The organism is Pedobacter borealis DSM 19626, assembly GCF_000708285.2.
GTDB classification, from domain to species: domain Bacteria; phylum Bacteroidota; class Bacteroidia; order Sphingobacteriales; family Sphingobacteriaceae; genus Pedobacter; species Pedobacter borealis.
In genome coordinates, this window is record NZ_JAUG01000008.1 from 67,636 (window position 1) to 90,756 (window position 23,121).

The window sequence follows — 23,121 nt, forward strand, 5'->3', positions numbered from 1 at the left end:
TTTCACATACATTAGTTTTTAAGTTTTAGTGTTTAAAGAATAAGCTCGGTTTGTTAATTCTCTGTAAGTATTACATCGAATTTGGGCAGTTAAGGCATAAAAAAGCCTAGTGACAAAAAGTAAAGTTTTTGATCATAGTATATATTTAGGTTGATAGATTTCTTAGCAAAATTCTTTACTAAGAGATGATTAGTTTTGTGTTTTAGTTATTATTCTGGTTAGCGACTCTGCTCCTTGTTAAACAAGAAATTGGTTAGTTAGCATAAACAAGTATCTGACCCTTATTTATCAATACAAGATATAACTTAAGAAAGGTGGATTTTTATTTTTTTAAGGACAAACGTTTGTTTAAAATACTTACTAGTTATAAATCTGATTAATCAGATCAGCGCTTTCCAATAAAAAAATCGACTGGATTTTTTAGATAAACATTCCCGAAAGTTTTCATAAAAAACAAAAAATGTCTAAACGACAATTAATGCACTAAAGCATCGGCTTTTTTGTAGCATAAATTATGTAATTGCCACAATTTCATTGATAGGTCAAAAATTGGAGGGTTTTGCGTAAGAGCTTTAAAATGTTATTTAAGCGCAAACGTTTGATTTTTATTCAAAATCAATAAAAATACCAAAAATAGTGCCCATAGATTAGGGATTTATACAAATTAATTTGTTCTTGAGTCAAATTTTCCATTTACGTAGGATTCGATTATAATCTTTCTGTACTACTTTTCGAATATACAGCTATGATCCTAAGATTTGATAATAAATGCTATGCACTAATGTATTTTAAATCTTTTGAAAAATTCGTGTAAACTTGCTAATCTAGATTTGTGTTTTGAACCAGGTTAGGTAATTCTCGATTTGAGATACCAGATAATAAGGGAGATTCAATAGTTTGTATTTCTTGCCGCCAGGGGTAACGGCATCAGTAATGTGCAGCGAGCCTGCATAAAATCGGATGGCCATATTATGTGGGGACAGATCCATAAACATATGCAAAGATTTTAATTTACCTTCAGCTCCTGATTTCACTTCTACCGGAATGAGTTGCCCTTCAAAAGGTACAACGTAGTCCACCTCCGCACTTGAAGTATTTTTCTCCCGTACCCAAAAATGGAGTGCACTTAAGGATTTAAACTGTGTGGCTAATAACCCTTGACCAACCAAGTGCTCAATTAAGGTCCCTTGATAAACTTTATTTAAATCATCAGTTCCTAAAATCTCTGTCTGTATACCAGCAAAATAATTAAGCATTCCAGTATCCAGCACCTGAAGCCTTGGAGATTTCCGATAGTCTGGCAGCAAAGGCAATTTTACATCACTTGAAGGGTAAATGAGCTCGATTAACAAGGCCTTTTCCAGCGTTCTTAATGCTTCTCCCATATCCCTGGACCGGTAGGGCGAATTTCCGAAACCTTCAAACTTAATACGCTGACCGGCCTGCCCAAATGATGCCCTTATCGCATGACCTATATGTAATGCCTGTGCATTTGTGCCAGCATATTTCTCAACATCGTCCATATATGCCGTAATCAACGAATCGAATATTGATGACAATTCCAGTAGATCTTTGTTTTTACTATACGCTGCAATAACTTCCGGCATTCCCCCTATAAGTGCATAGGTATGAAATAGCTGTATGAGTTTATCATGTGTAAAGGTTGGTGCGGGTACCTGTTGTAAATAATTTATCGCTTCCCGCTCACCCATAGCACTCAAAAACTCTGGAAAAGAAACAGGTCTTAAAACCATATATTCCACTCTTCCGACCGGAAAGCTAATGTTTTTATCAAATAAAGTTTTGAGCATACTGCCCGCGGCTATTACCGCAATCCCTGGTTGGTCTTCATAAAAATAACGTAGAATGTTTAAGGCCTCAGGCACTTCCTGTATTTCATCAATAAACAAAAGTGTATCGTTTCTTTGGGTAAGTGACTGATTTTTAATAAAAAACAAAGACTGCACGAGCAATTCGATCGTTGTGAACTCTTCAAAAGGTTTTCTGTCAACAGCAAGCTCCAGGTTGAGATAAATATACTGCTTAAATTTTTTTGAAAATTGTCCAACAACGGTCGTCTTACCCACCTGTCTAGCGCCTCGTATCACTAATGGCTTACGATTTGATTTGGTAAGCCATTTTTCTAACGCTGTAAATATTATCCTATCGAACATTTTGACAAACTTTAATTCCAAAACTACTTGTTGTTGCAAAATTAGGGTTAATTAGTGAAAATTTCGTCACAGAATTAGGGTTAATTAATTACTTTTTTGTTACAGAATTAGGGTAAATATAACTAATAATTGTAATAGAATGATGAAGAAGGGTTTAAAACTGGACACGAGAGTGATCTTTATACTGTGGTAGTCAAATATTATAAGTAATAATAAAATTTATATTAAGCAATCGTTTCTAGCAACATTGCTAGAGCGTAATAAATAAACAGTCATAATTTAGAAACATATTGACGATGAAAAAAATCTTATTTTCAATTATCATTGCAACTGGCATTTTTGTTAATGTACAAGCGCAAACGGACCGCAAAGCTGCATTTCAGGTAAGCTATCCTGATCGATCTACCCATTCTTTTTTTTGAGGAGCATCCCGATCTTGATCGTATTATAATTCAATATAAAAATGATACAGCTGTTACACTGAGCCTATCTTTTCATCAGACTACAAGTGCCCTTAAAGAGGAAACATATTATCTAACGTTCGAAGGAGACCGCTATCTTCTTCATAAAAATTATGCAAAGTTAATCGTGCCAAAACCTGCTAAGTTAAAAATGCAGTACTTCTAGGGAATTCAAGACAAAAATAGAAGTAGATATAGATTGCAAACAACGCTTTACCGTGACTCTGTTAGTATCTTTAATAAGTTGCAACTATTTAATGAAAAAAATATTTATAATCCTAATATTCCTCCCAGCTCTACTTAGAGCACAAACCAATAATACAATAAAGAGTGTAACCCCTGTAGGAGCATTTTTTCTTAATATTCCTACTGGTCCAAGAGCTTTTGGAATGGGTAATTTAACAGCTGCATCTGGTGAGGGCTATGCTGCATCCTTTAGTAATCCTGGGAGGATACCAATAGGTTCAGATACCTTTGATGAAAATGCTACTAATGCCTATATCGCTTATACACCAATTGCTACAGACCGTACCAAAAACATTCACACCCTTATTGCCAGAACAGCTTTAAATGAAAAACGGGAACCATCTAATAGACGGTCCTCGTTTTAATCTAAATTAACGCTCTCGGTATATAATACGTGTATTGGGGTATAATAATTAAAAATTTCCATGTATCAGGGTATTCTTTTTCCAAATTAGCCACATAAAAACCGGATAACGGGAGTATATAAAGAACAGTTATCTGCTTTAACTTCTAATTTCCCTACGCATAAAAAGGTAATAAGCAATGGCAAAACAACCGGTACTTGAGGCAATCATCCCGCTTAACTGGGGCCATACAATCATCAGGCTCTCTTTTACCGGCAGCGGACTGGGAATGGCACCTGCCATTTGCTCCATGCTCATCGGGCCGAGGCTCCGTATCGATGGCATCAATAATGTAGTGGCCGCATCGGTATAAAGCTGGTTAGGTGCAATCCGCAGTATATCTAAGATAAATTCATTGTAACCCATTACCTGCGCCTGCGTAAGGTAGGCAGGGTCGGGTAAAAAGGCCCTTATTATCAGGTTAACGATAATCGGATAAAAAACGGTAAAGAAGAGCCACAGCCCCAGGGCGCTCAGCGCAGCAGTTGCCGGTTGCCGAAAAACAATAGAAAGCAGGATCGATAAACTTAAATAGAATGCAACGTAAAGAAGCGTTACAAAAACAAAACCCATTATTCTGATCAGTTCCTGGGCTTCTAACCTAACGCCTGTTAACACCAGTCCCCCACCAATCATCAGTAAGGTAAGTGAAAGAAAAAGCATGCCTACTATCAGTATTGCACCGCTAAATTTAGCCAGCAGCAGGTTGTCCCGGTAAATCGGCTGTGCCAAAAGCCGGGTTAAAGTGCCGTTGTTCTGCTCCGAGTTAATGGCATCAAAACCCATGCTAATGCCAAGCAGCGGTGCAAGAAAACTGAGCAGCACATGGAAAGGCGGCATAGTGTTATCCGTTGATGTAAGCAGCTTTAGGTACATAAAAGCATGGTCGGGATCGTTTGTATTGGTAAAGGTCGTTCTGATATTGCTTACCGAAACATATAAAGAAGCCACAAAGGTTAACAGCACCAAAGCAACCAATACCAAAAAGCGCCAGCTCCTGATGTGATCGGCAATCTCTTTTCGGATGATTACGCCAAAGGCCCTGTTTGGCTGAGGTGGGGCTGTATGTTTTTTATCTTTTGTGCTGCCCGAAGAAAGCGCGCTTAAAGATACCGCTTGATTTTCCATGATTTAGATTTTCATTAAAACTACTTTCAAAATATTTCTGATAGATCTCATCCAGGCCATACTCCTTACGGCTTACCTGTAAAATGTTGTAACCCTTTTCCACTAAATGGCGAACAATGCGCGGGGTAATATCATGCTGGGTGGTAAACTCCAGCGTATCACCAGAAATGGCGATCTCTGTAAGCGCTCCCCATTGCCTCATTTCTGCCTCCAATGGCCAGGGCTGCTCAATTAAGTGTACTGTTTTAATCGTGGTAACCGCTCCTTCTTTGCCGAAAAGGTTAGCGGAAAGCGAGGCAATATCGCCCTGGGCCAACAGTTTCCCGCCAACAAATATGCCCACACGATCGCATACCTGTTGTACATGGTGCAGGTGGTGCGACGAGAGCAAAACGGTTAAGCCCTGCTGCTGGCTCAGGGTTTTAATCAAGGTTAGAAATTCCTTTACTCCTGCAGGGTCTATGCCGAGTGTTGGCTCGTCGAGAATAATCACCTCAGGGTCTTTGATCAATACATCGGCCAAACCCAGCCGTTGTTTCATGCCCCGCGAAAAAATGCCGGCTTTTTTATCCATGCTGCCGGCAAGCCCCACTATATTAAGTACTTCTTCGGCCCGGTCTTTTAATGTGCTTTCGTCCAGGTTGTTCAGCCGCCCTAAATAAATTAAATTTTCGAGGGCCGTCATGTGGTTATAAAAGCCCACGCTATCTGGCATATAGCCCACCTTTTGCTTTACTGCAATAGGGTTTTTGGTGGCATCATATCCGCAAACACGGGCAGTGCCGCTATGGGGGTCGGTTAGCCCAAGCATCATCAATATGGAGGTGGTTTTGCCCGCACCGTTTGGTCCGAGCAATCCAAAAATCTCACCGCGGTATACTTCCAGGTTCAGTTCGTCAACCGCCTTAAAGGTTCCATAGCGTTTGCTTAGGTTCCTGAGTTGTATAATAGGTTCCATCTTATTTCGTGCTGTTAAAGAATGGATTATCTTCTGCCGTACTTGCGGATGAGGTAGTATACACTGCCAATGGCGAGCACAATCACCAGGATGCCGATCCAGCCAGAAAGCAATGAAGTTTTAACAAACATGCGGAACGCCAGCTGTGTGTTCGCGTTGGCACCCGAAAGGCTAAAGGTTGCGGCATAATCTCCGGCTATTGTTTTATCGGGAACTTTTAAAAAAGCGGTAACGGCTACGCTTTTTCCTGCCTCAAGTTTACTGATCTTGGCCGGCTCAAAACGCACTTCCCAGCCACTTGGCAGCTGACTGCTCAGCTCCAGATCGTTCAGGGCCAGTGTTCCGGAGTTTTTAACCTCCAGCTGTATGTCTTTATGCCCGCCCGAGCTCACCTCTTCACTCAGCCTTCCGCTCGGTGTACTCATGGTTACGCCATACGAGCCTTTTACTACTGCTTCGAGGTTAAGTAAAAGGGTATCATCGGTCGAAACGGCTTTAAGGGGGATATTGTATTTTTTAGGTGATGCATTTGCACTGGCATTAATCTCCACAGCAATTTCCTGGCTTTTGCCTGCATCGATATTAAGCGAGGTAACCTGGCTGCCCTCTACTTTGTAACTCACCACCCAGCCCGCTGGCAGCGTTGCCTTCAGCTCGTAAATGGCCTGCTTTTTGGTTCCGTTATGCAGGGTGGTGCTGTACCTAAAAACCTCATTCGTGGCCGCCTCAATATTAATCAGCTTTGCCGTAAAAGCCGATGGGCCAGGCTTGGCTTCGTTTAAGGGTTGGGCAATAGTGGCCACTGATGGCGCAAAAAAGATGATAAAAAAAAGCGCAAATCTTCCTGATAAGCGAAAACGGTTAAATAGTAATGCTGATAACATGATCTAAAATCAAAAAATAAATAATTGCTCTAAAAAATGCTTTCCTGTTTGTTTATCTGATGGAGATTCAAAAAAAAACAACAAAATAATATTTTCAAATTCCTTTAACATTTTTTAACAATTAGCGGCTTAGGCAGGCCGGCGCTTTTCTGCATTACACCGGTTACAAAAGCTCCGCTTTAAGTTTATCCTGTTTCCCCGAAAACTATTGCATCAAACTGTTGATGATCAATAAGCGTTTGTCTAGAAATTACAGGCGTTGGTCTAGCGGTTACCAACGCTGGTATAATACTGGGTTTTTGCCTGAAACGTTTGATGGGCAGCTGCGTCTTAATAACAAAACAATAGCAAAAACCTACAATATAAAAGATATGAAAACTTTAGCAAAAACATTATTCGCAGCAGCATTAACAGCAGTAGTATTTACTTCATCAGCCATGGCAACTTTTGCCGCTGAGCCAGTTAAAGCAGAAACCAAAACTTCCTCATTATCAAAATTCAGCAGGATCTGGGTAAGTGGTAACGTGAAGCTTATCTTAACACAAGGTGATCAACAAAATGTAGCAGGCACGGGCAATTACGATGCTTCAAAAACCTCGGTATCAACTGATGGAAAAACCTTATTTATCAATTCATTGGAAACAAGTCAGGTAACGCTAAACATTACTGTAAAAGATTTAGAAAGAATTGAAGCTTATGGTCAATCTGTTGTGGTAACCAGCAATAATTTCGATGTAAAATACCTTCAGTTATTTCTGAACCAGAGCGCTACAGCGAAAATTAAAACAACAGCAGGCAGTTTATATACTATTGTTAAAGATGATGCGGTATTAAAATTAAATGGTACTGCCGGTGAAAGTACAATGGTTGCGAGCAACATGAAAAATGTAAAATTAGCAGACTTTGCCAGCCTTAAATCTGCATCCTATGCTTCTCAGGCCATCATGGAAGCGGAACAAAACGCAATGGTTTTAGCAAAATAACAACTTAGGTTAATAGTAGTAAAGGGGAGCGTATTCCTCATAAATCCACAGTCAAAACACATTAAAAGTAATAATTGGCTGTGGGTAAATAACATCTAATCTTTAATAAATGCCGCCCTAACCTACAGGCGGCATTTAACATTCGGGCTAAGAGCCGTTTTCTCATTAGCCGGTAGGGCAGGTCAAGTACCACTACAAGCCCGATGCACATCATAGCCAAGCACGGCTTTCTGCTTTTATCAGGCATGAGGTAAAAAGGATGATTATCGAAGCATTTCAACAACCGGCACCCAACTGATAGAACACAAGCATTAAAGCCTTAACTAGCTGCTTTTACCATTAAAACTCTTTTCTTATACTGCCAATACACAATAAGGTTCGCAGCGCTGAGTAAAAACACAAGAACCTGAAGTGTTTCCAGTAATTCACATTTGCTCAACGATTCTTTCCATTCTTTTATTTTCGGATCCCATAGCCTCCAATATTCTTGCTTAGTGATCGAGTGGCTTTGCAATTCCGCCCAGAGCTGTATCCTGTAAACATCGAGTTCCCTGTTCCTTTTATAGTAATGGTAATAAAACCCACATATCAATACGCATAGGGCAAAAAGGAATAACTGTATTTTACGATGGGCTGCTTTTGTCATTTGAGGTAGTTGATCTGCAAAGGTAAATTATTATTTACTAGTCCCCAGCTCACCCAGGCACAAACCCTCTCGCTTAAAAGACAATTTGAGCGGGGGCTTAACAACCATTTAATCTCCACTTTTAGTGCCTCAAAATCCCTGTGTTCTATTTCCATTTTCGTATTCGTTTTTTAAGCTGCCACCTGGCCCGATAAACTTAAACTCATATTCCTCCAGCACCCTTCCGCCCATGGCAACAAAGGTAGCCCAAAGTCCCCTCCAGTCTTCGGTGTCCTGCGCTTTTTCTGTATCCCACCTCACCAGTCCGTAAAGTCCGTCAGGGGCATCCTTTAACACCAGCCCATATTCTCCACTTAGCCAAACAATACTGCCCGGTACGAACTCCTGGTTGCGTTTCCACCAGTCGGCCCTTTTAAAAACAGACCTGCCCAGCTCAAACCCTTGCCTTCCCATCAAGCTATCCCAATCTGCGTTTGGCGCAAACCATTCCCGTACCCTTGAAAAATCAGGATTGTTTGCTCTTTCAAGCTCGCCCAGTTCTTCTGTAAACCAGTCCTTAAAAGCAATAAAATCAATACGGTTATCGTCTGTATGCTCCAGAACAGCCTTTACCCTATCTAGGTCATCGAAAAGTGCATATAATTCAAATGCCTCCCAATAATCTACTTTGGATAAAACAGGTTTAGTTTTTTTCTTACCGAAGAGCCAATTGAACATGGAGCGTTAGTATAACGAGTGGATAAAAGATCGATAAATATACGTCAATTTGTTTTCCAGCCGATAAAAGATCCATCAAAATGTCACCTACAATAGGTTCTTCTGTTTAGGATAAGCAGTATCATCCAGAAGCACGATATTGCGCTCGGTACTTTCCATAGGGACACGGTTATCCGATTCGTCTTTACGTTTCCAAGTTGTCTTTGGCATTGGAAAAGGTATAACCAGGCTTAATTTAGGAACAAGTGATAATGTATCTTTAAAATAGCGGTTAAATGTCTTTGTACCGTTATAAACCGCAGAAACAGATATTGTCCCGATCTTTTTGGGGTATTTAAAATATAAACGGGAGTCAAGTCTTCCTGAAGCATCGCCGGTTGTATCCAGTAAAACCTCATTATTTAGCTTGACCAAGAGCCGCTCACCCGGATAAAGCATAATTATAGCAACAGTGAAATTTGCACCTGTCTTTATCTGGCACCCTATAAGTCTGGGCTGCTTTATTTTTACAGCCCAGTATGCCTACTGCAAGCAATATGTACAATAAAATTCTCATATCTTTTTTTGGACGCGCTCAATTAACAGGGCTGTAAATTATTTCGCTATTAATATAGATATTGACCCGGCTAAATACAAGTTTTCGCTTCATTTTGCAGCAAATTTTCCTCAATATGCTTATGTTTCTTAAATTCTTTGTAATGCATTGGGCTCCAAAATGCACCTGCCGGCGATGGCTTTATTGCCGGGTTTCATACTGCTTTAATGAGAGATGGGCAGACTGCACATGGATAAGTACGGACAGGCATTTGTTCCCGGCAGCCCATCCGATTGCTACTTTGCCAAACTATGCTTCGTTTCCCGCCATGCCCAGGGTGCTACAGCATCTGCTTCCTGCCACAAACCTACTTTGTTTTTCCGGGCGGTTATTTCGAGTTGTGCATAAAGCAAATCGCTTGAGTATTTTTTATAATGCCAGGCCATGCCTTGTTTAATCATTTCCTGGTTGAGTACCTGTTTTTTGCTGTTAATCACTACAGCAATTAACCTTTTATAACGGTCGTATTTTTGGCCTTGTACACTCACCATTTGCCCGAAACACAAATCGGAGAGTGCTTTTTTGGCATTATTGCCAAAAGGTTGCGATCCTCTTTTCTCAGGACAATCGATATGTGCCAAACGGATTTTGATGGGCTGGTTTTGGTATAATACCTCCATGGTATCGCCATCCACAATGCGGATCACTTTGGCAGTAAAAACAAGCTGGTTGTAGCTTATTAGTGGTTTGCTTTCGCCTGGTGGGATGAAACAAGCCTGGAGCGTTAACAATAAAACCAATAAACTTACTTTTCCCAACCGCATAATGTTTTTCCGTCTTTTTTGGCTTTTTCTATATCCATCTTTATAATTTTATACGTGCAATTGCTTAAACCGCGGCAACTGGAGGTATAGTGGTATTTTTTAGCGCCAGGACTATTGCAAATGTACACGCTTGTATTTTCTTTACAAGTAATGTTGGTAAAGAAAAAGAGGAGTAAGGAGAGCATTTTCATGATTGAGGGATGGGTTATGAAAAAGATGAAGGATGAACAATCTGTGTATAAACAGAATATGATAATGTAGAAATAATTATGGATTATGATTTCCTTGAATGAAATCATTGATTACAGGCTCTAGGCTAGAAGCCAAATCGGTTGTTCGTAGATCAAATTTCTTCACCTTCATGGCCTTGAACCAATCTGTCCAATATTGCTTAATTACATCTTCCTCGTAAGGATTTTTAACAGAAGGATTGATGCCTAAAACAATAATTTCTAGGTCTTTTAAATTATAGGGAAAAGAAATAAAGCCCAGGTTGTTTTTCTTCATTATACTTTGGTAATTTGCTGTGTTGAGCTTTTTTAAGCTTAGAAATTCTGGGGTGATATAAGAGCTTTTACCTTGTATCTCAATTTTACTATCTTTGTGGTACATGTAACCATCCGTTAATATCACCAGAATATTCCGGTGTTGCGGTTTAATACAGTACTGCTGTACATTGTTTTTGAAGAATCTCCAGATGTCGGAGCCAACGTAATTGCCATCTTTAATCGCATACTGATAAATTTTGGCAGGATTATCGGTATAAACCCTGTCTATATTCTGGAAGTCCTTTTTGCTCGTTTTAGGATTAAAATCAACCTTTAATTTTTGGCTTAACTGATCAATGTTCGTAATTTTAGGAATGGGATTAAAGAATACTTGCATCTGGTCTTTTAAAAGAAGCATCTTCTTTTTCATTACATGATCTACAAAAACCTTTTCTACGGATTTAATATATTGAAGGTCGCGCTGATAAAGGCCAGGGTTTCTTTTAGGATCGATTCGATCAGATAAATCGAGTAAAAAGCTGATGTTCAGGTTTTGGGCATTACTTTCTTTTATGAAAACACTAACTAATAAAGGGATCAATAAAAAGGTTAATAATTTCGGTTTCATAGTGCTGGTTTTATAAAGTAGATAGGTAAACTGAATTTTGAGAATCTTCACTGGCGCCAACACTTTTAAGGTTTTCATCATAACAGGCCCTGCATTCATTTTGAAGTTCAAATTTTTCGTGCTGTGAAATGCGGAGTTTTTCGTTAATGAATGTAATCCAGCCTTGCATGTACTCAGAGGCATACAGTACGTATTCTTTGGTGGGAATAATTACGGCATCGATAATTCTTTGGAGGGTAACGACACGCCCTTGCGCTTCTAGCGAAAGTTTTTTGATATCGCTGAGTTCTGCGATCAGTTTTTCTTTTTGGATTTCGATATCCGTTATCCGGTCCTGATGGATCTGGATGTCTTTTTTTCTGAGGAGCTGCTCATGTTTTATTTTGTCTTTTTCACGGTGTTCTTTCATGATAAAATCGAACACTACGCCCCAGATGAGGTAGACCACAAAACCCGCGAATATGATTCCCCAGAATTGGATTTTGCCGAAGGCAATAGGGAGATTAAATGCAGGAGTTTCGAAGGTTTTGGTTAGTTCGTAAATCTTTTCTTCTATCTGATAGGCCAGAATGGCATCGAACACAAAGGTGGTAAGTAAAAGAAGACCGATTTTAATGTAGTTTGCCACACTTTTAACTTCGCCAAACATATGGATTAAATAGCCTAAGCCTAAAAAAACGAAAGGAATAAAGGTTACAAAAGCACCTTCTAGCGATCCATCCTGCCAAGCCTTTGAAAAAGCCTTTGAATCGAGCACATTCATGATGATGGTACTGTTGGCATCAAAAGGTTTAAAAAAGGCTGAATAAGAGGTAGAAATATAAAAGGTAAACAGATATAAGCTTAAAGGCATCAGGATGATTAAACCGATCCAGAATTTTGTTGAGGCACCTTTTGAAGCGCTGATGTGGTATTTTTCGGGATCCCTGGCCAGCTCGTTAATTTCGAATTTTAACTCTTCGATATTGTCTTTTACCTTTCTGATATTGGTTTCAACCAGGGTGATTTGCTGTTTTTTGCTTTCTTCACTGATGGCAAGGGTTTTGATTTCCGTTTCCTTTGTTTTCTGCTCGTTGATATAGGGCTCTTTAGCCAATTGCTGTTTTTCTACCAGCTCTTTTTCTTCGTTTTGAAATTTGGCATAAATGGCATTCAGGCATATTGAAAGCGCCAAAGGGCTACCGCTGTTTCGCGATCCATCTCTGAAACCTGCTTCGTGATAAGTTCTTTTTCTTACTTCCTCTACTTCTTCTGTAATAGGCTCCTTAATCTCTACATTTTCATCTTGAGGCGCTTCAGCTGTTTTTTGGTTAAAAAATTCTTCTATTTGGGCAATCATAAGGTTAAGTTTTGAGTTTGATTTATTAATTCATGATTATATTTCTCGCTTCGCCGAAACAATCCGGTCTCTGGCGTATGCTTTTTGAATGGGTAAAAATTCTGCGGCTTTTTCTTCTTTTTTTGCGGGTTGTTTTTTAGGATAAAAGGCGATTAATAAAAATAGCAGTCCGGTGATTACATCAAGCGGGATCCAGATACTTTTTCGGTGCAGGTAAATTGGAAATAGTGGATTAAAAAGAATAAGTACTAGTATAAAAATGATTACCCACAGGAAGTGTTTTTGTTTTGTCCAGATGTAAATCAGCAGTAATGCGCCCAGCGAAACTATTGTTCTCAGAAAGGTGTAATATTCGATGGGCAATTTAAATATGGCTGCGAAACAGCAGATGGCGCAGATAGCAAGAAAAACTTTCATAATTAGGGCGGATTGAATGTTTTAACCTCTGAATACAATTGCATCATTAAGTGCGTTTACAATATTCTGAACATATGATCTGTCTTTCGAAACAATACTGTTCACTTCTCCCGCATTTGTACTGATTCTGACTGTGAATTCGTTTTTAATAAGGACTAAAATTAATATACCAATAGCCAGAAAAATAAAGCCTAGAGCCCTTGATGCATCAGAAAGAAGCATCAGGCCACCGAGTATGACCATCACAATAGGTAGGGTTTTACTTTTTACAATTTCAAAAATATGAACTGAGGATATGTTCCTCATTGCATATGTTTTTGAGTGGGTAACATATCTCGATTGTGTAACCGTAACATTTACATCTTGATAAAACGTTACTTCATTTTGTAATTGTGTTTCCATGTTTAGTTTATAAGGTGTTTGAGTTTGTTGATCAAAAGTATACAAGCCTAAACCCCATACCTTACGGAAAACCGTAAAAAGACAAAGTATTCAAGAAAAATTATAAGTTGATTTCCAGTTGATTATATGCTTTTGCGGAGAATGTAGACACTAAAGAAGGATTGCCCCATTTTCTTAAACGAACATGAAACAATCCTTCAATTTTTAAGCACTTAAAAGCTATATCAGTTTTACGTGGTGTGGCAGTCTATAGAACATGTTCTGCAACCGTTTGATTTGCTGTAAGTTTTTTTCGCTTCTGTTACCGCGCCTTTACATGAAGAAAATTCTCCCAAATACTTTCTGTTATCACTAGAAGGTAAGTAAATACAGTTTTCATCATGAACTTCATGATCGCCGTTAATTTGGGCATTTTTGTTTACATAATACTTTTTCATCTTAAATTATTTTAGACTATAAACCTATAGCGACAAGAAATCTTTTCCTAAAGGAAAACCGTAAAGCAAAATTTATAAGTTTCTTTTAATCAGATTTCTCCACTGCGGTCGAAATGACGACCTCGCGAGACATATAGCCCTACTCAAAATCGCCAATCGTTTATATGGATTTTTATGAAATGAATTATTCCTTCGACTTCACATAATCTTCTGATTTTTCTTTCTTCCACCAGCTATTATCGAGGCGTTTAATGGAATAAAAAGCGCGGTTTACACCTGGTTTCATGGTTGCCGTATCGAGGTGCCTGCGCCATACGTGGATTAGGGTGTCGGTGCCTATGCGTACCCACCAGAAGGTTTTGCCATAACGTTTTGTGGTGTACACTTCGCTGATGGTGCCCTTAATTGTTTTGTTGTTGAAACCAGGTTCCATTAACTGATAGGTGATCACTTTCTGTTTTTGTGCCTGGGCCTTGCCCATTGAGCATGTTAATAATAGCAGGGTAACGAGGTGTTTCATACCGCCAAGGTATTCAGGCAAAAAATACATTCCTTACGGCTAACAGTAAGGGAATGATAGCATATAGAATGTGAGGGTGATGGAATGAGTGAATGTAGTTAATGCAAAAATGAGAGGTTGTCCTGCCTGGTTCGAAAACATACACGGAAGCAACCTCTACATTTTTTGAGAGATGAGCGGATAATTAGTAGTTTTCTATAGTCTGATGCAACTGGTTTCTGTAATCGTAAAGCTCATCAAGGTTAAACAGCTGCTTTTTCTCGCCAGCATCTTTTCCCTTCTCGAAAGTTTCGATGTACTTGTTAACGGTATTAAAATGGAACCTGCAAATCGGTTTACGGTTATTGTCATCCAGCAATACGCCAAAGTAAGATTGGGTATCCCGTGCAGCGATCCTGGCAGATGGAATCTTCTCGCGCAAAATGGCCTTTACAATCTGGAAGGCTTCTAATTCCTCTTCAGTAGTTACGATTTTAGAAGCATCGGGATCTTCATTAACGGGCATCACTTTGCCCTCCTCCTTTTTCTCAATTTTCTCGTTAATATTCAATGCCGATTTTAAGCGGTCGCTGATGGATTCATTGATCGAAATGGTAAGGGCTTTTTTGGTATAATCTTTAAAAGCAATCATCCGGTTTGCGGTTAAGGGTTTATCAAAAAAACGGTTAACCAATAGTTTCACCATTTCATCAGAAGGGCTGTCTATTTCTTTTTCAAATTCCTTTCTGATGGCTTTGATGTATTTTAAACCTTCAGCCGAATCGAGGATCGTTTCTAAATTATATTCGTTTTTGGTGAAACTTTCGAGGATTTTAATGGCATTATCTTTCAGGTCTTCGATATCGATGGTTAAGAATGGTTTCTCGTCCATAATATTCGGTTTTTCCAGATCGGCGTAAAAGTTGTAAACCGTACCGTTGGTTAATACTCCAAACCGCGCTTTAGAAACATGGTAATAGCGGTGCAACTGAGAGTTGTGCGCATCGGCACTTTCTTTCCAGTGTTTACATTCGAAAATGAGGATTGGCTCGTTGTTTTTACGGATCACATAATCTACCTTTTCGCCTTTTTTGGTGCCAATATCGCAGATGTGCTCGGGTATAACTTCTGTAGGGTTAAAAATATCGTAACCGAGGATTTGAATAAAGGGCATTACAAATGCATTTTTCGTAGCCTCTTCAGTATTGATCTGATCTTTTAAGCCTACCACGCGCTGATGAAGTTGTTCTAACTTTAGTTTAAGATCCATAACTTTTTGTGTTAAATGGTTTCATCTTTTACTGATGCATCCGGCGCATTTTCTTTAACCGATTCGATACCGTTATCTCTGGCATCAGCAGTGGTATACATTTGGCTGGTACCGATAATTTCGCCATTTGCAGCTTTTAAATTGAAATAGTAGGCTCCGTTTTTGGCAATTTTTCTGTCGTACCTGGCATCAGTTGGTGCATTGGTTTTTACCGATTCGATACCTTTGTTGCAGCCAGCTTTTGTGGCGTAGCCCTCGCTGGTGAGGATAACCCTGCCGTTTGCTGCTTCGAGATTAAACTGGTATTCGCCGTTTGTTCTTTTGGTAATGATAAATTTTCCCATAGTTGTTTTTTTTAAGCTGCTCAAAAGTATGGGAGGAATATGGTGCATCCTTACGGGAAACCGTAGAACGGCTAGATAGTTAATAGTTTATCAGCGATCTGGTCGCCATAATAATGGTAATTGGCTCCAAACGCCAAATACGCGGTAGCATTTTAGTTAAAATTGAACTCAAAAGAGGAGATTACAAATCCCGGCTACCTGTAGCCCGGGATGAATTTGCAAACATAGATTAATTATGGAATTGAAAACTATATGATTTTTCTATCTATGCAATAGGCAATCAGCTGCGGGTTGTTCTGAAATTCAAGGGCTTCCCTCATTTTTTTTAGCTGTTTTTCAATACTGCTTAAGCTATTAGGTTTAATACCCATGTCTTCCAAATGCTCCTGCATCATTTTCTGGGATATCCCTTTAGCTAGCAGCGTTAAAATAGCAATGTCGAACTTCTCAAAGTTATATACCTTTTCGCTTATTGTTTTCTTGAGATTCGCGGAAATATATCTCTTATTATCAAAAATAGCCTGGATTGCAGATTTCAAATCTTTGACATCGCCACGTCCTTTTGGAACAAAGCCATCTATATTCAAACTTTCAAAGAGAATTTGTGCTTCTGACAATCTCCCCTCACTAGAAAATACCAGTACTTTTATTTCAGGTTGTACTTCCTTTACAGCCTTGATTAATCTTGCGCCATCTGTTATTTGTTGTTTTGGGAAATCTTCATTGAACGACAAATCTGTTATTAATAATTCATAAGGTTTGTTTTCCGATTTGGCTTTATGGATGCGACTTAAAGCGTCGTCGCAGTAAAAAACATAATTTTTGAAATCGTGCTTAATGCCTAAATTTTCCAATGTTATCTGCATTGAATAATTCATTCCTTCGTGATCTTCAGCTATTAATACTTTTTGAAACATAATTTTCTTAATTAATGAATTGGAAAAGAAATTAAAATTTCTAAACCATTTTTATCCATGGTTTCAAAAGTAATAGTGCCGGAGATATTTTTAATACGGGTTTCCGTATTTCGCAAACCATTGTTATAAATTACTTTCTCTGGAAAGCCTATACCATTATCATAATAATTTATTGATATCAGATTATGGTTTTTATTAAACTTTATTTTAACTACTGTTGCCTGGCTATGTTTTTTCATGTTGTTCATGAGTTCCAATAATATAATAAAGATCTCACTTGCTGTGTTTTCAGGAACATTTACCCAAACCTCATCTTCATTACCGATAACATCAATGGAACGTGTGCTGGCAACATAGGCGGAAAACAGATCGGAAAGCTGCTGCCTAAATGTTTTGTTTAATTGATTATCAGTAATTTCGTAAGAAATATCTCTTGATGTGTTATAAATATATTCCAATTGATCGAGCAGGTTGTTTCTGTCCAGGTCATTCTTATTTTCAACTTCTGACATTACCCGGTAAATTTTATTAGCAACTTTATCATGTACCTTTTTAGAAGTTTTGAGCTGGCTGTCGCGGATCGAATTTTTCGCCGCTAGTTCCAGTTTTTGTTTTCGCTTTCTGTACCAAAGCGTTCCTGTTCCTGCTAATAAAAGCAGACCGAAGGCTAAAATAATAACCTGGTATTTTTTCTCTTCATTATCTTTTTGCAGCACCAAATTATCGGCTTTGCTCTTTTCAGTGTCGTAACGGATCAGTGCGAATTGGTTTTTAGAAGCATTGCGGGCATTTTGCAAGCTATCGTTGATTTTCTCATAAACATTGAAAAAATATTTCGTTTCTTTTGCCGGACTTAATTTTATGAGTTTTTGCAAGGCCTCTATTTGATCTGGTGCACTTTTTAGAGTTTGAGCCACATTATACATATTTTGCGCATAAAAAAGTGCAGTATCTGGCTGCTTTAAGGTATAATAATCAGAAAGATGTGCGTAGCTTGAATTTTGCCCCCACAAATCATTTTCTTTTTTTCGAATTTGTAGAGATTTTAAAAAATCTGGAACTGGATTGTATTGAGAATTTTCAAGCCATTTTGTATTAGCAATATTGGTTAGTACGCGGGCATATTCTTTCTCATTTTTAGCGGTTTTTGCTAAAATCTGATCATATATTTTCAGTGCTGATTTGTAATCTTTTATTTCTTGGTAAACTTTAGCCTTATTATTTAGATACATGCGGGTATCTAAGGAATCATCAGAAAATTTGATTGCAGAATCGTATAGTCTTAGTGAATTATTATAATCTTTTAAATTATATGTGGCAATGCCTAAATTATTATAATTAGATCCTAGATAATAATGATGACCTGTATCACCTTCATTCAAATATTTATTAGCCTCTATTGAGATTTCCTGACCTCCGAAATAATCACCTGCATTTGTCAGCAATATGGCCATATTAATTAAACTACTAGCTATACTTAAGCTATCTCTATTTTGTAGACCGAATTCTTTTGCCTGATTAAATTGTATAAAGGCACTATCTGGCTTTCCACTGTCCCTGTATTTTTTTGCTAAATCGTAGTATGGGTTATGAAATTTCTTTTCTACATTTTCTTTTTTTGAACAAGAAAATAATAGTAAAATAAGGAGTAATGAGAAGAGCGGTTTCAATAGCTTTTTTTTATTCGAAAATACAAAAAATAAAAGGCTTTTTAGTTGCTTCTGATTTTTTGTAAGCAATGACTATGTATTTTAGATATAGTCTGGATACAAAAAAGGAAGATGATTATAACCATCTTCCTTGAACAATGCTACCTTGGAGGGTTTTGTCCAGTATCTCCGCCAGTCCCATCATCACCTGGATCTGTTGGATCTGTTGGATCTGTATCTCCGGGATCAGTAGGATCGGCATCGGTTGTACTTACTGTTGTACCTGTTTGAGGTGCGCAATTGTTATTTGTATTTGTAGGCGTTGCCAGGCCAAGTAATATGGCAATAAAAAGAGGTAAAAACATCTTGTCAAAAATTAAAGGGTTGATAAAGTTGTAGGTCCCCGCGAATCCTATCGCGGGGGTTGCTACGGTTTGTATCAGAAGGCCTTCTGAAATTTTTGGGAAGTGTTGAGTGTCTGTCGCGGGAGCTAGTAACTGCTTCCCAGGCCGGCTATTCACAACCGCGATTTCTACTCGTTTTAACATTTAGTTCTTTGCTTGGATTATCGTTTGAATCGTCGCTTGAATTAATTGTTGGGACAAATATCCAAGCTTCAAAGCGCTAGTTTTCAGATAATTCCGAAGATTCCAATAATTCTTATTAAATTCCTTTCGAATTCCGGAAAACCGTAAGAATTCCGGCAAGTTCCGTTCTATTTTTACGCTAAAATTTTAAAAAAATGACTCCAGAATACCCAGAATTAGTATTGTCTACCTATAAAAAGATGAGAGATAATGGGGAGCTATATACGATCCTACCAAAAGAGACAACTGCAGCATTAAAAAATGCTTGCTTGAAAGTTTATGACAGCAGGTATAGCCAAGATGATGCAGATATACTTTCGGTATTTTTTAATGTAGATAAAATGAAATGTGATTTCCGCAAAGTAATATCTGAAGTTAAATCCGATTATTTTAAGGCACTATATAACCATATTAGAGATGAAACAGACACGAACGAGAGAAATAGCGATCTATTGGCTTGGCTAATAAACTTTAAGCCTAGGCCTAGTGGATCATATTATAAAAACCTTCGTGAGAATATTAAATTAACTGAGAAATCAGGGGGAAAAACAACTGAAGTAATTATTGACAATACCAATCAAAACAGAGGACAGAAACAAGTAATAGGAAATATAGCGTTAGAAAACCAAGAAAATTTGGATATTAAATTAATTGAATATACAAATGAACCTACTACAGGGCCAACTAGCCAAGGCACTACTGAAACAATTGGTAGAACGGAAGATGAAAAAGAATCTATATCTAAACCAAGCACACCTCCAGTAGTAATTATTCCTATAAAGATTAATGATGGCAAAATAGATGAGTATAACACCAAACCTCCAATTCAAACTGAAGATCCCGTTTACATCCCCCGCTTCTCACCCCATTACATCACCATTTCCTGCATCATTTTACTATTGGTTGGAACCACTTCTTTTGTGGCTTGGGAAAATAGCGGCACTTCGGTAAGAATGCCAAACTCGGACGAGAAATGTATGTACTGGAATGAAGATCGTTACGAGCCGGTAAAATGCGATGAACAAATTACAAATGCTACGATAATCCCATTAAATCTTAAAAAGTTACAGCATCAAAGGAAGATTAATCTATCAGATACCCTAACCAGCTATTCGTTGGGAAAAGTGTGGTACAAGGGCTTTGTGAAAGATCATGAATATTTCACTGATAGTGGTGCATATCCTTTGGATACACAAAGAATGCTAAGACCACTTTCAAATACAATCTTAACAAAATACACTTCTAATTATCGGTATTTACTTACACGGTTAGTCTGGTTTTTATGTGCCGCTTTTTTTATAAGCCTTTGTGGTTATGGGGTGAGTAGAATGAAGAGAGAGGTAAGTGTTAAAAAGCAAAAGGAAACAACTGATGATCATGTTGCTGCTTTTTCTGAAGTGGAATTAGCCCAACAATAGGTAACCTATTATTGGGCGATAAAGCATATTTAGCGGCTAAGCAACCGTTTAACCCAATGTATCATACCTGGATTAACCCATTACTTAATTTATTGGCCCCAATTTACCTGGATGTTGTTTTTTTTGGCGTAGGCTTTACCTTTTTCCATTAAGGCATTAAAATTTTGCTCAAAGTGGGCGCCATATTTCTGGTCGATGCTGTTGATGATTTCATCTTTGGCGCTTTGGCTGCCTTTGCTGTCGCACAGTTTGGCGTAAGCGAGGTATTCGTTTTTATAAACGGGGATGACCAGTTCGTACAATTGCTGCGAAAGGGCTTTAATTTCTTTTTCTTCATCGCCCGAAATGGAGAGCTTTTTCACCTTTTCGAGCGATTGCTCGAGGTATAAAATTTTATTGTTGAGGTTGGTAGTGGCTTCGTTGCCTTTCTTTTTACTGGATGGGATATCGGGATATTCTTTGGTTTCGTCGTTTAGGTGGCGGGCCAGGTCGGCGCTGGCAAAATCGCTGATCATGTTGGTGTTAAGGATCGTAATGTCGAAAAAATGTGCTGGTGTTTCGGAGCATGCGGAGAAAAAAAATGTAATGAGGATTAAAATAGCGAATCTCGATTTTTGGGATAGTGCCTGTAATTTGTTCATGAGCTAAAATGGGTTTTCCTTATGAAATTTAAGCTTCGGTAGGAGCAAAGATTGAACCGTTTTTGAGTTTTTACCATATAAGAAATATAAGCTCATTTAAGTGCCTGGTCGATTGATCAGTCCAGAGTTGGAAGTCTGGAGTTGGTTTACAAAAGATAGTTTTACCATTAAGAGGTTAAGAACATTAAGATAACCACCTAGTTTGGTGTTCTCCGTACCCAGACTCTGCTAAATTGCGGTTAAAAGATCAAGGTATGGAAAATGTAAGATGGATTGTGGAAACAGTCAGGTGTTTGGCGGGGAGCGATTAGCGCTGATTAAAAAATGCTGAAGCCTATATGGCCAAATAATATGGAATGGGATACTCGGTTTGGTTTACAATTAACCGAATGAACCAACAATAATATACCCAACATGAGGTATTGATAATGAACTACTTAATGTGTAGATTTAGTTTTATTTTATAGCCTGCTTTAGCTTACGCCAATATTCTTGTTATTGAGTTAAAACCAAAAGACCCACTATGAAAGAATCAGAATTAACGGAAAAGAAAAGACGTTTTATTAAGCGCACTTATTTCGGTGTATCAGACAATCCGCTTGATGATGTAAATCCATTTGATGGCTGGGATGAATTTTTAGCGGCTAAGGTAAAGGATATGAATTGGGGGATAGATCCTGATGCCATTAAAAGATCAAAAATCAGGTTTGCCTATAATTTTAACCAGATTTTAGCCCATTATAATGTTTCGCTGGCGCTTGAAGATATCCTGGTCGACCTGGATAAGGATACGCAGACCAACGAAGCGATGATAAACACCTGGGCTGATAAGGCCGTTTTTCCAAGTGATAAGACCGGCACTAAAGCGATAAAATGAAAAGGGCGCTATTATTGATCTCCTGCCTGGGTTTTGGAAGCCTGGCAGCTGCACAAACGAATGGTGCCGATACCACTGTAAAAAAAAGTATGGTAGAAGCGTCGGCTTCGTTTAAAGTGTTCGATAAATATGGGCTAAAGCTTGACCTTAAATTTATCGATCCGGAAAAAGGGTCATTCGGGATCGATTATCAGTTTCAACTGGATAAAAAACTATTGGGCAAGGACCCGGCTAAAATTAATAAACTTAACCTATCATTAGGTAGTAGCGGTTTTGTAACCGTTGCTGAGGATAAAAACAAAAACAGCAGCCTGATTTCGGAAATTAAATTGGAGGGGCAGCCCCTTTTTCACGTAAAAGGCAAAGACCTTGGGCCAAGTAGCCCTATAGATCCGCTGGCAGATGATGACCCGGAGCTACCTCCCGGAAAAGACCCTCTTGTTCAACAAATACGTGATCAGGCCGCACAGGTAGCTTCGCCTTTGTGGCTATCGTTTAACCTGCATGCGAAACATGAAACCACACAGGATTTCAGGAATTACGATTTTGCATTTGGCCCGCAGCTTGCTGTTTCCACTTCTTACCTGAGTTCGATCCTCGATTTTCCTTTTGGTTTGTTAAGGGCAGCAAAAAACAACAATCCCAGGCAGTTGGATTTATCTGTCGGTTATGATTACGTAACCGGCGCGAATAAAACCAGCCTTGCTCCTTTGCTTGAAGACTCGAAATTTATGAACAGGTTAAACCTTAAAGCTGAATGGGAAACGGGCATACTTTCCGGAAATGAGCGGATTGCTTTTTTATTCGATTCGTATTACGACCTCGACCGTAATTTATTGTTGAAAAACGCAGGTAAAGACTGGAATTACTTTTACATGATCAGGATAGAAAAGCTGCTTAAAATTAATTTAGGTCCGGGCACCAAAACCAAGATTGCGATCAAGTATACTGCAGGTGAGCTTCCTCCAAATTTCGATAAAGGTTTTGTTCTTGGCGGAGGTTTCTCTATCGATTTTTAGTGAAATGCCTTAAAAGAGCGACGCGCCAAATGATGCGCCAGTTTGGTCTGCTGCGCCTTTGTGGTTAAAAATATGGAAAATGATGATGGAATTTTCAGTCCGGAGTCGTGTATTTTGAACCATGTAAGACATAGGAGTTTCATATAAGCTCAAGGGTCTTATATTTTCTTATATTCCTTAAATGGTGGTATGCTTTAAGATTAGCTTCGCTGAGCACTGCGTGGTTCCC

The 23,121-nt window shown here is 38.6% G+C and carries 26 protein-coding genes; 5 read left to right on the forward strand and 21 right to left on the reverse strand.

What is annotated here, in order from left to right; genetic code table 11:
- Positions 1 to 824: 824 nt before the first annotated feature.
- Entirely contained in the window at positions 825 to 2,213 is a 1,389-nt protein-coding gene (locus AW17_RS04110) for an ATP-binding protein (protein WP_209444195.1), read from the reverse strand.
- A gap of 679 nt (positions 2,214 to 2,892) precedes the next feature.
- Between AW17_RS04110 and AW17_RS04115 the strand changes: the two genes are divergently transcribed.
- Positions 2,893 to 3,246: a hypothetical protein gene (locus tag AW17_RS04115; protein ID WP_029274852.1), complete on the forward strand. Its 354-nt coding sequence runs from the start codon at positions 2,893 to 2,895 to the stop codon at positions 3,244 to 3,246.
- A gap of 138 nt (positions 3,247 to 3,384) precedes the next feature.
- Here AW17_RS04115 and AW17_RS04120 read toward each other — a convergent pair whose 3' ends face one another.
- Genes AW17_RS04120 through AW17_RS04130 form a run of 3 tightly spaced genes read right to left on the reverse strand, consistent with a single transcriptional unit; the run spans position 3,385 to position 6,255 of the window.
- Positions 3,385 to 4,413 (reverse strand): ABC transporter permease, encoded by a 1,029-nt coding sequence (locus AW17_RS04120; RefSeq protein WP_029274853.1) that lies wholly within the window; start codon positions 4,411 to 4,413, stop codon positions 3,385 to 3,387.
- Entirely contained in the window at positions 4,358 to 5,371 is a 1,014-nt protein-coding gene (locus AW17_RS04125; RefSeq protein ID WP_029274854.1) for an ABC transporter ATP-binding protein, read from the reverse strand. The genes AW17_RS04120 and AW17_RS04125 overlap by 56 nt, the downstream gene beginning before the upstream one ends.
- 26 nt (positions 5,372 to 5,397) lie before the next feature.
- Positions 5,398 to 6,255, reverse strand: a complete 858-nt coding sequence (locus tag AW17_RS04130; protein ID WP_029274855.1) for a COG1470 family protein — start codon at positions 6,253 to 6,255, stop codon at positions 5,398 to 5,400.
- A 371-nt stretch (positions 6,256 to 6,626) separates the two neighbouring features.
- On the opposite strand from AW17_RS04130, the gene AW17_RS04135 reads away from it, so the two are divergent.
- Entirely contained in the window at positions 6,627 to 7,238 is a 612-nt protein-coding gene (locus AW17_RS04135; RefSeq protein ID WP_029274856.1) for a GIN domain-containing protein, read from the forward strand.
- A gap of 319 nt (positions 7,239 to 7,557) precedes the next feature.
- Here the strand turns inward: AW17_RS04135 and AW17_RS04140 are convergent, their stop codons facing one another.
- From AW17_RS04140 to AW17_RS04210, 16 genes are all read right to left on the reverse strand, one after another.
- On the reverse strand, positions 7,558 to 7,884 hold the full coding sequence (locus AW17_RS04140) for a hypothetical protein (RefSeq protein ID WP_029274857.1): 327 nt from the start codon (positions 7,882 to 7,884) through the stop codon (positions 7,558 to 7,560).
- Positions 7,885 to 8,013: 129 nt separating this feature from the next.
- A complete protein-coding gene (locus AW17_RS24595) occupies positions 8,014 to 8,601 on the reverse strand; it encodes a hypothetical protein (protein WP_051691627.1) in 588 nt (195 codons plus the stop codon).
- Positions 8,602 to 8,688: 87 nt separating this feature from the next.
- Entirely contained in the window at positions 8,689 to 9,039 is a 351-nt protein-coding gene (locus AW17_RS04150) for a hypothetical protein (protein ID WP_029274859.1), read from the reverse strand.
- A gap of 393 nt (positions 9,040 to 9,432) precedes the next feature.
- A complete protein-coding gene (locus tag AW17_RS04155; protein WP_029274860.1) occupies positions 9,433 to 9,960 on the reverse strand; it encodes a thermonuclease family protein in 528 nt (175 codons plus the stop codon).
- Positions 9,942 to 10,151 (reverse strand): hypothetical protein, encoded by a 210-nt coding sequence (locus tag AW17_RS23525; RefSeq protein ID WP_083488625.1) that lies wholly within the window; start codon positions 10,149 to 10,151, stop codon positions 9,942 to 9,944. The genes AW17_RS04155 and AW17_RS23525 overlap by 19 nt, the downstream gene beginning before the upstream one ends.
- A gap of 76 nt (positions 10,152 to 10,227) precedes the next feature.
- Positions 10,228 to 11,076 carry a hypothetical protein gene (locus AW17_RS04160; protein ID WP_029274861.1) on the reverse strand — a complete coding sequence of 283 codons (849 nt, stop codon included), beginning with the start codon at positions 11,074 to 11,076 and terminating at the stop codon, positions 10,228 to 10,230.
- Between the two features lie 10 nt (positions 11,077 to 11,086).
- Positions 11,087 to 12,415: an ABC-2 transporter permease gene (locus AW17_RS04165; protein ID WP_051691629.1), complete on the reverse strand. Its 1,329-nt coding sequence runs from the start codon at positions 12,413 to 12,415 to the stop codon at positions 11,087 to 11,089.
- A gap of 36 nt (positions 12,416 to 12,451) precedes the next feature.
- Positions 12,452 to 12,832: a DUF6804 family protein gene (locus AW17_RS04170; protein ID WP_029274863.1), complete on the reverse strand. Its 381-nt coding sequence runs from the start codon at positions 12,830 to 12,832 to the stop codon at positions 12,452 to 12,454.
- A 21-nt stretch (positions 12,833 to 12,853) separates the two neighbouring features.
- The gene (locus AW17_RS04175) at positions 12,854 to 13,234 is read right to left on the reverse strand and encodes a DUF6232 family protein (protein WP_029274864.1); all 381 of its coding nucleotides are present in this window, start codon (positions 13,232 to 13,234) and stop codon (positions 12,854 to 12,856) included.
- A gap of 230 nt (positions 13,235 to 13,464) precedes the next feature.
- Positions 13,465 to 13,671, reverse strand: a complete 207-nt coding sequence (locus AW17_RS04180; RefSeq protein ID WP_029274865.1) for a hypothetical protein — start codon at positions 13,669 to 13,671, stop codon at positions 13,465 to 13,467.
- A 184-nt stretch (positions 13,672 to 13,855) separates the two neighbouring features.
- Complete coding sequence (locus AW17_RS04185; protein WP_157280205.1) at positions 13,856 to 14,191, reverse strand: hypothetical protein; 336 nt, start codon at positions 14,189 to 14,191, stop codon at positions 13,856 to 13,858.
- Between the two features lie 184 nt (positions 14,192 to 14,375).
- Positions 14,376 to 15,440, reverse strand: a complete 1,065-nt coding sequence (locus AW17_RS04190; RefSeq protein WP_029274867.1) for a type I restriction endonuclease — start codon at positions 15,438 to 15,440, stop codon at positions 14,376 to 14,378.
- Positions 15,441 to 15,451: 11 nt separating this feature from the next.
- Entirely contained in the window at positions 15,452 to 15,784 is a 333-nt protein-coding gene (locus AW17_RS04195; RefSeq protein ID WP_029274868.1) for a YegP family protein, read from the reverse strand.
- Positions 15,785 to 16,032: 248 nt separating this feature from the next.
- Positions 16,033 to 16,701, reverse strand: coding sequence for a response regulator (locus AW17_RS04200; protein ID WP_029274869.1), 669 nt, complete (start codon positions 16,699 to 16,701; stop codon positions 16,033 to 16,035).
- Between the two features lie 11 nt (positions 16,702 to 16,712).
- Positions 16,713 to 18,371 carry an ATP-binding protein gene (locus AW17_RS04205; RefSeq protein WP_245235008.1) on the reverse strand — a complete coding sequence of 553 codons (1,659 nt, stop codon included), beginning with the start codon at positions 18,369 to 18,371 and terminating at the stop codon, positions 16,713 to 16,715.
- 140 nt (positions 18,372 to 18,511) lie between these two features.
- The gene (locus AW17_RS04210; protein WP_029274871.1) at positions 18,512 to 18,715 is read right to left on the reverse strand and encodes a hypothetical protein; all 204 of its coding nucleotides are present in this window, start codon (positions 18,713 to 18,715) and stop codon (positions 18,512 to 18,514) included.
- Between the two features lie 377 nt (positions 18,716 to 19,092).
- Here AW17_RS04210 and AW17_RS04215 point away from each other — a divergent pair, with 377 nt between their 5' ends.
- Positions 19,093 to 20,355, forward strand: a complete 1,263-nt coding sequence (locus AW17_RS04215; protein ID WP_029274872.1) for a hypothetical protein — start codon at positions 19,093 to 19,095, stop codon at positions 20,353 to 20,355.
- Between the two features lie 89 nt (positions 20,356 to 20,444).
- On the opposite strand, the gene AW17_RS04220 is transcribed toward AW17_RS04215, so the two are convergent.
- Complete coding sequence (locus AW17_RS04220; protein WP_029274873.1) at positions 20,445 to 20,996, reverse strand: hypothetical protein; 552 nt, start codon at positions 20,994 to 20,996, stop codon at positions 20,445 to 20,447.
- A gap of 523 nt (positions 20,997 to 21,519) precedes the next feature.
- Here AW17_RS04220 and AW17_RS04225 point away from each other — a divergent pair.
- Both AW17_RS04225 and AW17_RS04230 read left to right on the forward strand, forming a co-directional pair.
- Positions 21,520 to 21,873 (forward strand): hypothetical protein, encoded by a 354-nt coding sequence (locus AW17_RS04225; RefSeq protein ID WP_029274874.1) that lies wholly within the window; start codon positions 21,520 to 21,522, stop codon positions 21,871 to 21,873.
- Positions 21,870 to 22,892, forward strand: coding sequence for a hypothetical protein (locus tag AW17_RS04230; protein ID WP_029274875.1), 1,023 nt, complete (start codon positions 21,870 to 21,872; stop codon positions 22,890 to 22,892). The genes AW17_RS04225 and AW17_RS04230 overlap by 4 nt, the downstream gene beginning before the upstream one ends.
- The last annotated feature ends 229 nt before the right edge of the window (positions 22,893 to 23,121 follow it).